This is a genomic window from Vibrio sp. 1167 (assembly GCF_033340375.1).
Classification (GTDB): domain Bacteria; phylum Pseudomonadota; class Gammaproteobacteria; order Enterobacterales; family Vibrionaceae; genus Vibrio; species Vibrio alginolyticus.
Genome location: NZ_JAWOWK010000006.1, coordinates 171298 through 184646, shown reverse-complemented (window position 1 = coordinate 184646; position 13349 = coordinate 171298). Strand labels below are relative to the sequence as shown.

Here is a 13349-nt window from a genome sequence, read left to right as displayed (position 1 = left end):
ACACATTGCGGCTTAATGTTGCGCGATTTTCCTTATTGTTTCAATGCTTGGAAAATAATTTCTGCTAAAGAGTGACTTATTCCCGGTACTTTGGCGATTTCTTCGACACTTGCACGTTTAAGTTCTTGTAACCCACCCATGTACTTGAGTAACGCCTGACGTCGTTTAGGGCCGATTCCCTCAATCCCTTCGAGTGCACTCGTACGTCTGGTTTTACCTCGCTTAGCACGGTGCCCCGCTATAGCATGGTTATGGCTTTCATCACGAATATGTTGGATAAGGTGCAGCGCAGGAGCATCGCTTGGTAAATGAAACTCCTCCCCATCGACTGTAATCAGCGTTTCTAAACCTGGTTTGCGAGTAACGCCTTTTGCAATACCAATCATGATGGGACGCTTTGGCCAATCCCCCCAATATTGCGAAATGATGTCATGCGCACGATTTAACTGACCTTTACCGCCATCGATAAAGATGATGTCGGGAATTTTCTCTACGTCCAATTGCTTCGAATAACGGCGCTCCAACGCTTGTCCCATTGCTGCGTAATCATCACCACCGGTAATCCCAGTAATGTTGTAGCGACGATACTCTTGCTTTACGGGGCCTTCGTTGTTGAACACCACACATGACGCAATCGTGCTTTCCCCCATCGTATGGGAGATATCAAAACATTCCATTCGAGCTATAGACTCCAACTTCAATGTTTCGCGAAGCGCATGAAAACGCTGATTAATCGTCATCTTGTGATTGATTTTGGTGGTAATCGCCGTTAGTGCATTCGTGTTCGAAAGCTTGAGATACCTTGCTCGAGAGCCAGTTGGCGACGTATGAAAATGAACCTTACGGCCTGCCACTTCACTTAACGCTTTCTGTATTGGCGCAATATCTTCTGCCAACTCTTGATTCAAAATAATACGAGAAGGAATTGTACGTGCTTCGTTATGGCTCAAATAGTATTGAGTCAGAAAACTATCGAACACTTCCTGCTGGCTTGTATTTTGTGGGATTTTCGGAAAATGGCTACGGCTACCAAGCACTTTGCCTTGGCGTATCATCAGGATATGGATACACGCGATACCATTCTCCTGAGCAAACCCGAGTACATCCATATCATCCATGCTGTCTTCTGAGACGTACTGCTGCTCTTGAACACGCCTAATCGCTTGGATTTGATCGCGAAATTTAGCGGCATCTTCAAAGCGCAATTGCTGACTGGCAACTTCCATTTTCTCAATCAACTGTTTGAGTACTTGCTGATCTTTGCCTTGCAAAAACATGCGCACAAAGCCAACCAACTCTGCATATTCTTCATCAGAAATGATGGTATTAACGCATGGTCCTGCACAACGACCAATTTGGTACATCAAACATGGGCGCGTTCGGTTGGAATAGACAGTGTCTTCACACTGGCGCACAGGAAATATCTTTTGCAGCAAATGCAATGTTTCTCTTACTGCACCAGAATCTGGGTAGGGGCCAAAATATTCACCTTTGCGCTTCTTGGCACCACGGTGGATAGAAAGCCGTGGGTGCTTATGACCGCTAATAAAGATATAAGGGTAAGACTTATCATCTCGCAGCAACACATTGTATTTCGGCAAATACTGCTTGATGTAGTTATGCTCTAGGATCAGCGCTTCTGTCTCAGTGTGAGTCACCGTGACGTCTATTTTGGCGATATTACTGACAAGCGCGCGAGTTTTCTCACTGTCTACTTTTTTTCGAAAGTAGCTTGAAAGGCGCTTTTTAAGGTCTTTGGCTTTACCTACGTAGATTACAACAGCTTCGGCGTTGTACATTCTGTAAACGCCGGGCTGATGAGTTACTGTCTTGAGAAAGGAAGCCGAATCGAAAGGAGGATTCACGCTAAAGGGTCTCGGTGTCCAGCATTCCGTGGCGAATCGCTAAGTGAGTTAACTCAACGTCACCATTAATGTCCAATTTACTAAAGAGTCGGTAGCGATAGCTGTTGACTGTCTTTGGACTTAAATTAAGTTGCTCAGAAATATCCGTTACCTTTTGGCCTTTGGTGATCATAAGCATGATCTGCAATTCACGTTCGGATAAGTCTTTAAAAGGGTTCTCAGAGGCTGGAGAAAATTGACTCAATGCCATCTGCTGCGCAATCTCTGGCGAGATGTAACGCTGCCCACTATTAACTACACGAATCGCATTCACCATTTCGTCAGGGCCAGCACCTTTGGTTAAATAACCAGACGCACCTGCCTGCATCACCTTGGTTGGAAACGGGTTTTCTGTATGAACGGTAAGTACGATGATTTTCACATCAGGATTCACGCGAAGAATTTTTTTAGTGGCTTCCAAGCCGCCAATTCCTGGCATGTTCATGTCCATTAAAACGACGTCAGCATGATTACTGCGACACCATTTTACTGCATCTTCACCGCTGTCAGCTTCTCCTGCTACGTTCATTCCACGGACGTCTTCAATAATACGTCGTATCCCTGTGCGAACCAGCTCGTGATCATCTACAAGGAAAACATTTATCAAACTTGTATCTCCACACTTTGTATTGGTTCTGCACCCACATAACCATTATTTGTTAAATGTGGATATCAGTATGACTGCCTATATACTAACGTAATCGACAAAAAATTGCTTTCTATGAATATGTGCTGAAACGCAAACTTTAGCAAGAACTTATTCATAAACCACTCTATTATTTTAGAGCGTGATGAGCAGAACCGAAATCTAAGAAAAGACAATTAACAACATTAAGTACAATAAATCAAGTAACTAGGTTTCATATTGCCCAGAGAAACACGCTATAACTTAAAATGACACTGTCCCTCTTGCACCAAAGACTAACTTGTAATCACTAATTCCAGCAAAAATTTGAGACGCTTTCTTTACTGGTTATTTTTACAGTTCTTAGTGTTAAACTAACGTTCTTCAAGTTTTCTAAGGTTTCTCACATTTGAATATCCAACAAGGCTTTCTGCTTACTCGACAGGCACGAGACATCAAAGGTCAAACTCAAATCGAGTTGTGGCTTTCGACAGAAGCAGGTCCTACTCAGTTACTTATTAATGGTGAGAAGCCAGTATTTTTCATCGCTCAGAAACACTCAGAGCAAGCAAAGACACTCGCACGAGAAAAAAACATATTCGTCGACATCCGCCTTTTGGATCTCAAAACGTTTGAACATACGCCTCTTGCTGCCTGCTATACCAATGTAACCAGAGACGCTCTCGCACTCAAAGACACATTCGCTCAAAAAGATATCACTACGTATGAAAGTGATATTCGCCTCGCCGATCGCTACCTAATGGAGCGTTTTATCAAAGGCAGTATCGAGTTTACAGGCAATGTGACTCGCACCAATGGCTACCAACGCGTCCAGAGCGCAAAATGCCGTTCGGGGCAATATGAGCCGAAGTTAAACGTTGTCTCGCTAGATCTAGAATGCTCTGAGAAAGGCATTCTTTACTCAATCGGATTAGACAGCGTCATGGATTCCCGCGTTATCATGATCGGAGAACCAGAACCTTCGGAGACACCGATACAATGGGTTAAGGATGAAAAAGCGCTTCTAGAAGCACTCATCGTTTGGTTTAAACAATTCGACCCCGATGTCATTGTCGGTTGGAACGTCATTGATTTTGACTTTCGTCTACTACACAAACGAGCAGAATGGCACAACATGAAGCTAATGCTTGGTAGAGCAGACCAAGCCAGCTTTTTCAGAAGTTCATCTCAAAGCCAACAAGGGTTTATTTCCATTCCAGGGCGAGTTGTAATGGACGGTATCGATACGTTAAAAACGGCGACTTATCACTTTCGGTCTTGGTCATTAGAGTCTGTATCTCAAGAACTCTTAGGGGAAGGGAAAGAAATCCACAACGTTCATGACCGCATGGATGAGATCAATCGTATGTACCGCTCCGACAAACCATCGCTGGCTAAATATAATTTACAAGACTGCGTGTTAGTGAATAAGATTTTCAATCACACTCACCTGCTCGACTTTGCAATAGAGCGCTCTCGTCTCACTGGTGTCGAACTGGATCGTGTCGGCGGTTCGGTTGCAGCATTCACAAACCTATACATGCCTCAGATACACCGAGCAGGCTACGTTGCTCCGAACCTACACCCTGAAAATTGGATTGCCAGCCCCGGCGGTTACGTGATGGACTCCATCCCTAACCTATATGATTCTGTTTTAGTATTGGATTTTAAGAGTCTATATCCATCGATTATTCGCTCTTTCTTGATTGATCCTATGGGTTTAGTTGAGGGGTTATTGCTCGATATTGGAAAAGAAGAAAATCAGGCTGTACCTGGCTTTCGCGGTGGGCAGTTCCATCGTACGAAACACTTTTTACCAGAAATGATTGAAAAGCTTTGGGCAGCACGTGATGTGGCAAAGAAGAACAATGAAAAAGCTTTTTCTCAGGCAATCAAAATCATCATGAACTCCTTTTATGGCGTACTGGGCTCATCGGGATGTCGTTTCTTTGATACTCGGTTAGCTTCTAGTATTACCATGCGCGGACATGAAATCATGAAGCAAACTAAGGTGCTGATTGAGGAGCAAGGATATCAAGTGATTTACGGCGATACGGATTCCACATTCGTGTCGTTGAATCGACCATACAGTCAAGTAGAAGCTGACGCTGTTGGAAATCAATTAGTTGATTACATCAACTCTTGGTGGCAAGAACACCTGCGTTCTGAGTACAACCTAACATCTATGTTGGAAATCGAGTATGAAACCCATTATCGCAGATTCCTTATGCCAACGATTCGTGGCGCAGAAACTGGCTCGAAAAAGCGCTATGCGGGTTTAATCGGTGAAGGAGAGCAAGAACGGATTGTATTTAAAGGGTTAGAAAGTGCCCGTACTGACTGGACCTCGTTAGCACAGAAATTTCAAAATACACTCTATAGCATGATTTTCCATGGTGAAGATCCAAGCGACTATGTCCGAGAGATGGTTGAGAAAACTAACAACGGTGAATTTGATGAACAGTTGGTGTATCAAAAGCGACTGCGAAGAAAACTGCATGAGTATCAGAAGAACGTCCCGCCACAAGTGCGTGCAGCTCGTTTAGCCGATGAGATAAATGCCAAGCTTGGCCGCCCATTACAGTATCAAAACAAAGGGCGAATTGAATACATTATTACCGTGAACGGCCCTGAACCTTATGAGTACCTCAATAGCCCGATTGATTATCAACATTACATTGATAAACAACTCAAACCCGTTGCGGATGCGATTCTCCCTTTCATTGGGACGGACTTTGACAGGCTTTCAGCGCCACAAATGGGGTTGTTTTAGCCGATACGAAACTCTGTTTTCTGGTACTGTTTGACTAACCAATCACCAAACGCATCAATTAGCCCGATAACAGAACGCTTGGGAATACCCCGGCCAGAAAGTAAAATTTCTAGCCGCTCGATCTCAAGCTGCTTTTCAGGATGATAAGTTAAGAATACCTTGCCACATTGTATAGGGTCATCAAACCAACGTTTATCTCGATACATCACCAAAGAGTATGACGCTCTTAGTAACTTTTTTGCAATCACGCGCTGGGCGGCCACCTGCTCTTCTATCGTCTTCGCTTGTACGATTTTTTTGCGATACACCGTAATCCAATCTTCCACATCCATATTCCAGTGCTTAGCAATTTCCCAACTTGGGACGTAATCACCAAAACAGTCTGCTAGATCATCACCATAAACACAGACACAGCAATGCTTAAGCATAAAACCCCAAGTGAAAATACTGTCTAAATTAGCTACTTCGCTCACTAAGGCTGTACGGACCGATACACCATTCACGTGAGGGTAACTCTGCTGCGCACGCCACTTAATTGTGTTGAGCAAAGTCGCGAGATTGTGCTCAAAGGATGATTGAGTAACGACAACCAGGTCTAAGTTCGACCTCCCAACGATCGCTGTTTTACGAGCAACACTACCGTATACATAAACGCTGTGTAAGTTTTGCCCCAGTCCACCTTTGAGACAAGCGATGACTTCCCTAATTAAAGGCGCAAACTCTGGTTGAAATGGTTGTTTAGGATCGATAACAGGCAGAGACATGACTTAAAACGTGTTCTCAGATGGTTCAAGAAGTTGGACTATATGTTCTCTTAGCCGACTCACTGAATCAAGTCCATTCAGGTGTTTAGTCATGGGAGTAACAACAAATTTCTGCAATGAATTTTAATGCTAGGCGGCTAACTTAGCGCTATAATCACCGAGTTTTGCTTAATAAGTATGAATAGGAATATACAATGCCAAAGGCAAGTGAAATCAAAAAAGGCTTCGCAATCGAGTCTAATGGTAAAACTCTTCTAGTTAAAGACATCGAAGTAACGACTCCAGGCGGTCGTGGCGGCGCTAAAATCTACAAAATGCGTTGTACAGATCTAAACACGGGCGCACGTGTAGATGAGCGTTACAAGTCTGATGACGTTGTTGAAACGGTAGAAATGAACAAACGTGCAGTTGTGTACTCATACGCTGACGGCGATGAGCACATCTTCATGGATAACGAAGACTACTCACAATACACATTCAAGCACAATGAAGTTGAAGACGACATGCTGTTCATCAACGAAGATACACAAGGTATCCACATTATCCTTGTTAACGGTGCTGCAGTGGGTATTGAACTACCATCTTCTGTTGAGCTAGTGATTGAAGAAACTGACCCTTCAATCAAAGGTGCTTCTGCATCTGCTCGCACTAAGCCAGCACGCTTCGCTTCAGGTCTTGTCATCCAGGTTCCTGAGTACATTGCAACTGGTGACCGTGTTATCATTAACACAGCTGAACGTAAATACATGAGCCGAGCATAAGCATGTCTGATTTGATTTCTTACGACGACGTCATCGACGCAGCGTACGACATTTTCCTTGAGATGGCTCCAGATAACCTAGAGCCTGCTGACGTGATTCTGTTTACTGCGCAATTTGAAGATCGTGGTGCCGCAGAACTTGTTGAAACCGGTGATGACTGGGTTGAACATGTTGGCTTCGAGATCGACAAAGAAGTATATGCAGAGGTTCGTATCGGCCTAGTAAATGAGGAAAATGACGTTCTTGATGACGTATTTGCTCGTATGCTAATCAGCCGAGACCCTGAACATAAGTTCTGCCATATGCTTTGGAAACGCGATTAACGTTTCTTCATCATGAACAAAGATACCAGCCTAGTGCTGGTATTTTTTATCTGTTGTTTTCGTCTAGCTGAGATATATGTTTATACAAAGCACCCTGCTCTATATAGGCTTTAGATCCTTTTGTTATGTAACAGATAAGAAAAAGGCTTGCCGAATTGGCAAGCCTTTCTGATGTTTTGCTATCGATTAACGATGCTTGTTGCGTGCGCCTTGGTCACCAGCAGTCTTCTTCGGCTTACGACGAGAAGGGTTGTTGCTGCGACCTTTTGGCGTGTTAACACGCTCTTCATGGCGCTTAACTGCGCGACGAATTTTTTGGCTGCGTGCACGCTCACGTTTGCGTGACGTGTTGTCTTTGTTCAGATCAAGCATGGTTTCTTTCTCTGGACGAAGCTCTACAAGCTCCCGCAAGTAGTTTACTTCTTTCAGGTCAAGCTCCATCCAACCGCCACGAGGCAGTTTCTTGTCTAAGAAGATGTCGCCGTAACGAACACGTTTCAGACGACTAACGGTACACTCTTGCGATTCCCATAGTCGACGAACTTCGCGGTTACGACCTTCGTTGATAACAACGTAAAACGTGTGGTTCATGCCTTCACCACCCGCGTAAACAACATCTTCAAAGCGAGCTAAACCGTCTTCCAGTTCAACACCTTTTACTAGATTACGAACTTTCTGTTCAGTTACTTCACCGAACACACGTACTAGGTATTCACGTTCAACTTGGCGGCTTGGGTGCATTAAGCGGTTCGCCAGTTCACCATCCGTTGTGAAAAGTAGAAGACCAGAAGTGTTCGCATCCAGACGACCAACTGAAATCCAACGAGAGCCACGAATTTTTGGCAGACGATCAAAAACAGTACGACGACCTTCTGGATCGTGACGAGTACACAGTTCACCCTCAGGTTTGTAGTACGCAAGTACACGACAAATCACTTCTTCTTGAATCTTTGCAGAGACAATGTGACCATCGATACGAACTACGCTGCTCTCGTCTTCAAGTCTTTCACCAAGCTTAGCGACTACACCGTTCACGCTAACGCGACCAGATTTAATTAACGATTCAATCTCACGACGAGAACCGTGACCAGCACGTGCTAATACTTTTTGTAACTTTTCGCTCATTTATCTACCTATGTGTCGTCTTCACAGACGTCTAGACCAGGATTGGTCTGTATTTTGCTATTTACCCATTTCAGTGGGATTTTTCGGTCGGACATTATACGTAACTTTCTTAGTTAATGTAAGCTAAATCGGCGCCATTCTCCACACCAAAATTCAACCTAATCCCTTGGGGATCAAAGCTAGGACACATAACTTTATACGTTAACAGGGTTGATGATTAAGGATAGGAAAATTACTCAATATTGATGTGTACCACATGACTGTAACACATAAGGTGTAACACAATGGCGGTTCAACACACTATCCAAAGAGGTGGTATATATTATTTCAATTTCCGATTACCTAAGTGTGGTACGGTTTTTAAAAAGAGCTTACGAACTGATAGCTCAAGGGTTTGCAAACGGTTGGTTAAAAATATTATTGGTCAAATCAGGCATAAGATGTTGCGTCAAGAGGCAATCACAAAAGAATCTCTGAGTGACGTCATAGAAACACTTTTAACTGATAAAGTGGGACACACACCCTATCTTTCTGGTTGTGATTTAAAGCCTACATCTAAGCCATATTATGAAATAAAGAATCTTTGCAATCAGGTAGATAATGATTCAGAGGAATTAGCTAAAATCTCTTTACCAGACCTTGAACGATGGTTCGTAAATCAGCTAACAAAACACGAGATTAACTCATCCAGACAAAATCAAATCGTGCTTACAGAACTAAAAAAGGCTACAGATTTAGTAATGAAACTGGGTGAGTCCATTCTATCTAGCGACATTGTCAGATCTAAACAGAAATCAAATTCAATACAGGAACGTTACTCTGATTCGCTACGGGGCGAATTGAAAGAACCTGTTAATAATGCCCCTACTTTCAATGAAGTGTTGGAAGAATGGCGGAAAACGTGGAAGCTTACCCCTAGGATGCTACGAGAGCGCGAGAAGTTCTACAAGTGGTTTACTCATTATCTTGGGGAGCTACCAGTTGATAAGATTACTCGTAAAACTTTGAATGGTATGTTCAACCAATTGTGCAGTTTCCCCCATCTAAAGGTTGGTAGTCCATATTATAAGATGACAGTAGAGCAGCTCATTGAAGTAGCTGAAGAAGGCAACCTACTACCAGAAGAAACACAAGGGGCTAACTTACGTAATGGATGGAAGCATCTAAGCCCAATTTTCACATACTGTATTGATCAAGAGTACATCGAACAAGCCCCAAAACTCACCATTAAACTTGAAGCAACAACTAAACGTGGATGTTTTACGTTAACACAGACACGACAACTGATTGATTATCACAATACCACTGATAAAACACTGGATAATTGGGCTGCACTAATTCAGATCTTTACTGGTTGCCGAAATGCGGAAGTAGAACAATTGCGCAAACAAGATGTGCTCAGGGATGATGACACAGGGATCTTATATATCCGAGTATCGGAGAAAGCAGGTAAGGTAAAAACTAAAGGCAGTAACCGCAATATCCCAGTGCATCAACGTTTAATCGAGCTAGGGTTTGAAACTTGGTTAGCATCATGTGAAGACGGAAGACTATTCCCTACTAACTTGAGTCTGACCTTAGTTTATAAACAAGCAAAAGAAGCAATTAACCTACCAGACACAGATAATGCAGACCTACAGTTATCAGCCTATTCAGCACGACACAGGATGAACACAAGCTTGATAGAAGTAGGCGTACATGACCTTGCTATAAAGGCTATAACTGGTCACTCTTCCGGTTCTACATTTGGTGACATGACCGCCCACTATGCACACTTAACCAACATACAGGCATTGAAGACGGCTATTGATAAGGTGAAGTATTAGCCGCCTGAATTATTTTTAAACTGCACACTCACCCGCAATGTTCAGCCCTTGAAGTTGGAACATTGTTATAGCTGGGTTAGATTACTGGTTGTGACACCTTTGCTTGCTGTCATTGGGGGAGGCGTGATATTCCTCCCCCACCTTTCCAACATATACAATTATCAGTTATGTATCAGTACCAACAGAATAATCAAATCTTCTCTACTCAATGCAGGTAATTTACATGGTGTACGTTGCTCGAATGCTTGCCTTACTTGATGTGCAATAATTAGTAGTTGTTTGCTAGACATGGTTACACCCTCCCACGTTTAATAGTGGCTCTGAGTGCTTGTACAACGCTTATGTCTGACCTTTTTGTATCAGCAATAGATTGGTAATGTTTATCGAAATCAGCGTTAGCAGCATCAATCAGGGAGGTTTGAGAAGGTGTTTTGTGTTGTGGTGTAGTAGTGGTGGCAGGTACTTTTGATTTACTACTCTTTACACCAAATCCAGCTTTTAACACAACATTCAATAGAGTTAATAGTTTGTTTGTGATTGAGTATTGATTGCGTAACCCGATCCCGTTAATACGCGCTATCTTACTAATTTTAATAAGGTTTAAGCTCTTTAGCTTCTGGATAGATCGGTTAACTGTTGCCCTGCAATATCCAGTGATAGAAGCAAGTCTTTGTTGAGATGGGAAAGCTTTATTATGTGATAAGTTCAGGTGTGATAGTAACGACACTAACACGGCTTTTTCGGCTGGAGATATGTGTTGAATACATGCACTGGCGCAAGCGTTCACTAGTTGGGAATGGTGTTTGATGATCATAGTTCTGTTCTCTAGTTTTTAGAGATAAGAACCGTTAGGGAGGGCAGGAGCTGCAAAGCTACTTGACGACTAGAGAGAACATCATGTAGATACAGGCGTACTATGACCCCTGCCCGACCTGTATATGAAAAACACTTCCCGTATATGGCAAGCATTAGAAATCAGATATGTATTTTCTCTAGTTTTCCCTCAACGGCTCTTACCCCGTTAAAGTTTGCTTATCAGGTTCTTACGCTGATAAACATTGGTGTTGGGTTCTTACGCCAACACAGAGATCTTACAACAGGAAAGCGGAATACTGCAAGATTTAAAGTAGAAAAATCGTATTGTTATTAATCTATTAGATCGTAGATCGTGTTCTTGTAACTGTGCGTTACATGCACAAGTAACATGAGGTTACACACCGAAATCTCTAGCCAGAACCTTTCTTACAGGCACTAAAAAGGAGCCAATAGGCTCCTCGTCATATCAGATAACTTTGCTGTTGTTATTGTCTATTGACAGGCTTAAGGCTCATATGTGCTAGGCTGCTTCTTAATACAAATGCCAAAGACAAAAAGCCGCACTTAAGAGTGCGGCTTGATTAAATCTCATATGTGATTAGATAGAAGCATGAAGAACACTTTGCATTTTCTCTAACAAAACAGTACGTTTTTCAGATACTTCAATTGAATTAGGACTGACAGCGTATTGCCCTAAGGAATGAAGTTGTTTCACTTCTAAGCTTGCGTCTACTGGGCTGGCACATACTGCCCCTGTAGCTTTCGCTTGCTGATCCATGCGATCCAAAATTGCAACTTGTTCATCCATTTGCTGTCTTGTTACACTTTTTGTCATCTTCACTTCTCCACCGGTGAATAAGTCACCACCTTTACTTTGGCAAGCAAAATAAGCTTGCTGAGATTCTTCATGTGTAAGCACACCTGAAGATACTTTTTTATCCAAGTCTAGTATACGAGCTTTCTTTAAGCCTAGACGGTTCGCTGTAATAATTTTACGAATAGGTACTTGTGCATTTTTGTTCGCACGGTTTTTTTTGTATTCTTTAGAATACTTACCAGACCCAATAGCATACATTCCTTTATCGATAGCTGGGTCCGTAGATATTCTCAATATCTCTGGAGCATCTCCGGGTGGGGAGTAGGCGAACAACTTCAAATTAGTACCATCAAATCTAATGATAAAAAACTGAACTTGATTAACCTGAGCTAATTGGACGATTGTATCAAGTAGAAACTCAGAATCAGCTTTAGTTGTGTAATTTTGCAAAAAAAGCTTAAACATCACGTTAGTACCAGCAAAACCGTACATAACACCATCTATCATCATGGTTTTCAAGAAATCAATTGAATCAAACCACTTCGTCGGTAAGCCTTGATTCTTATCAACCCACGTTACACGACTATCACTTGCAATACATGCTTGATCATTGTTTTTACGGAAAATTGTTGTAGTCAAGCGGACAATCTCTAGTAATTGTTAATTATTATGCCGAGCATTATACACAATCTCATGTTGAATATAAGTGATCTAACGCTTTTTATGCCACATATTGTTTATGAAATTCCCTCGAAAGCCTAACGTTAATTATACGTATGTGCGCCGCATTTTATCTCTGTAGAATGCGACCTTACACTTAATAATTTATTATATATTCAATGATTTACGTAGCGGTTAATCTCTCAATTACTTCGCCAAAAACCCATTACAATCTCACATCCCACAACCTTCTCTTTGTCGTATAGCTTCACAGCTTCATTGAACGCTTGTGTGAGTTCTTCTTGTGTTGGAGGGGTGAACGGTAAGCTTGTATTTTCAACAAATTGCTGTAGCACAAACACCAGATGATTGAACCCACCAGTTTTAAGGATTTCGAACAGTGTTTCATGCTTAGTGAGTAAGAAGTCAAACATCGTTTGAGAAGTATCTGAAGATGTGAGTGTGATTAAGGGACGATAAACGCCCTTCTCCTGAACGTCTTCCTCGCTATAACCAATATGTGTTAAGTACCTGTATAACAGTGAGATGTGTTCACCTATAAATCGGATTTGCATAGTACACCTCTCGATTACAGTTTAGGAAGTAAGCTTGCAGATGTTTTACTATCACTCGCTTTCGGTGTTGCCTTCTCTGCCTCTTTGACAGCTTCAAGAGCTAAGACAATCTGCTCACTGTCTTTGATAGATTTTTCTAAATCTGTAACCATTGATAAGGCCATTTGAACCGCTTTCAATTGGACTCCTGAAATATCCTTGTTCTTACCTGTGGCAGCGTCGAGGATAACCTTTGTGAGCTTTGGGAATGCTTTCGTGAGATCGCCTAAGCTTTTATTTTTCTGCGTAATCAGGTCTAGGATTTGATCTAGTTGATTGTCAAGAATGCGCTGGCTTGTATTTTTTGGTTGAACTGGGATGTTCACTGTTACGGCTGACAT

Annotated in this window: 12 protein-coding genes; 4 read left to right on the top strand and 8 right to left on the bottom strand. The window is 42.3% G+C overall.

Features of this window, described 5'->3' with window-relative positions:
- Nucleotides 1-32 precede the first annotated feature (32 nt).
- Together uvrC and uvrY are read right to left on the bottom strand one after the other, a co-directional pair.
- The gene (uvrC, locus tag R7Z78_RS15385) at nt 33-1865 is read right to left on the bottom strand and encodes an excinuclease ABC subunit UvrC (protein ID WP_025998705.1); all 1833 of its coding nucleotides are present in this window, start codon (nt 1863-1865) and stop codon (nt 33-35) included.
- 1 nt (nt 1866) lies between these two features.
- Nucleotides 1867-2511 (bottom strand): UvrY/SirA/GacA family response regulator transcription factor, encoded by a 645-nt coding sequence (uvrY, locus tag R7Z78_RS15380; RefSeq protein ID WP_005386783.1) that lies wholly within the window; start codon nt 2509-2511, stop codon nt 1867-1869.
- 427 nt (nt 2512-2938) lie between these two features.
- Here uvrY and R7Z78_RS15375 point away from each other — a divergent pair, with 427 nt between their 5' ends.
- Nucleotides 2939-5302, top strand: a complete 2364-nt coding sequence (locus R7Z78_RS15375) for a DNA polymerase II (RefSeq protein ID WP_042522809.1) — start codon at nt 2939-2941, stop codon at nt 5300-5302.
- Here the strand turns inward: R7Z78_RS15375 and R7Z78_RS15370 are convergent.
- A complete protein-coding gene (locus tag R7Z78_RS15370; RefSeq protein WP_104975454.1) occupies nt 5299-6066 on the bottom strand; it encodes a nucleotidyltransferase in 768 nt (255 codons plus the stop codon). The genes R7Z78_RS15375 and R7Z78_RS15370 overlap by 4 nt on opposite strands.
- A gap of 194 nt (nt 6067-6260) precedes the next feature.
- Between R7Z78_RS15370 and yeiP the strand changes: the two genes are divergently transcribed.
- Nucleotides 6261-6827, top strand: coding sequence for an elongation factor P-like protein YeiP (gene yeiP / locus R7Z78_RS15365; protein WP_005376801.1), 567 nt, complete (start codon nt 6261-6263; stop codon nt 6825-6827).
- Nucleotides 6828-6829: 2 nt separating this feature from the next.
- The gene (locus R7Z78_RS15360) at nt 6830-7150 is read left to right on the top strand and encodes an HI1450 family dsDNA-mimic protein (protein WP_005376800.1); all 321 of its coding nucleotides are present in this window, start codon (nt 6830-6832) and stop codon (nt 7148-7150) included.
- Nucleotides 7151-7336: 186 nt separating this feature from the next.
- On the opposite strand, the gene rluB is transcribed toward R7Z78_RS15360, so the two are convergent.
- The gene (gene rluB, locus R7Z78_RS15355; RefSeq protein WP_005376798.1) at nt 7337-8275 is read right to left on the bottom strand and encodes a 23S rRNA pseudouridine(2605) synthase RluB; all 939 of its coding nucleotides are present in this window, start codon (nt 8273-8275) and stop codon (nt 7337-7339) included.
- Nucleotides 8276-8559: 284 nt separating this feature from the next.
- Here rluB and R7Z78_RS15350 point away from each other — a divergent pair, with 284 nt between their 5' ends.
- Entirely contained in the window at nt 8560-10101 is a 1542-nt protein-coding gene (locus R7Z78_RS15350; RefSeq protein WP_169644198.1) for a site-specific integrase, read from the top strand.
- 292 nt (nt 10102-10393) lie between these two features.
- On the opposite strand, the gene R7Z78_RS15345 is transcribed toward R7Z78_RS15350, so the two are convergent.
- The 4 genes from R7Z78_RS15345 to R7Z78_RS15330 form a co-directional block, all read right to left on the bottom strand.
- Nucleotides 10394-10915, bottom strand: a complete 522-nt coding sequence (locus tag R7Z78_RS15345; protein ID WP_169644196.1) for a helix-turn-helix domain-containing protein — start codon at nt 10913-10915, stop codon at nt 10394-10396.
- Nucleotides 10916-11515: 600 nt separating this feature from the next.
- Entirely contained in the window at nt 11516-12373 is an 858-nt protein-coding gene (locus R7Z78_RS15340) for a hypothetical protein (protein ID WP_169644194.1), read from the bottom strand.
- A 224-nt stretch (nt 12374-12597) separates the two neighbouring features.
- A complete protein-coding gene (locus R7Z78_RS15335; protein ID WP_169644192.1) occupies nt 12598-12969 on the bottom strand; it encodes a hypothetical protein in 372 nt (123 codons plus the stop codon).
- A gap of 14 nt (nt 12970-12983) precedes the next feature.
- Nucleotides 12984-13349 carry a hypothetical protein gene (locus R7Z78_RS15330; protein WP_169644190.1) on the bottom strand — a complete coding sequence of 122 codons (366 nt, stop codon included), beginning with the start codon at nt 13347-13349 and terminating at the stop codon, nt 12984-12986.

Coding starts and splice junctions, on each gene's coding strand:
- R7Z78_RS15370 (WP_104975454.1), bottom strand. CDS start 6,066: ATGTCTCTGCCTGTTATCGATCCTAAACAACCATTTCAACCAGAGTTT.
- yeiP (WP_005376801.1), top strand. CDS start 6,261: ATGCCAAAGGCAAGTGAAATCAAAAAAGGCTTCGCAATCGAGTCTAAT.
- R7Z78_RS15360 (WP_005376800.1), top strand. CDS start 6,830: ATGTCTGATTTGATTTCTTACGACGACGTCATCGACGCAGCGTACGAC.
- rluB (WP_005376798.1), bottom strand. CDS start 8,275: ATGAGCGAAAAGTTACAAAAAGTATTAGCACGTGCTGGTCACGGTTCT.
- R7Z78_RS15350 (WP_169644198.1), top strand. CDS start 8,560: ATGGCGGTTCAACACACTATCCAAAGAGGTGGTATATATTATTTCAAT.
- R7Z78_RS15345 (WP_169644196.1), bottom strand. CDS start 10,915: ATGATCATCAAACACCATTCCCAACTAGTGAACGCTTGCGCCAGTGCA.
- R7Z78_RS15335 (WP_169644192.1), bottom strand. CDS start 12,969: ATGCAAATCCGATTTATAGGTGAACACATCTCACTGTTATACAGGTAC.
- R7Z78_RS15330 (WP_169644190.1), bottom strand. CDS start 13,349: ATGTCAGCCGTAACAGTGAACATCCCAGTTCAACCAAAAAATACAAGC.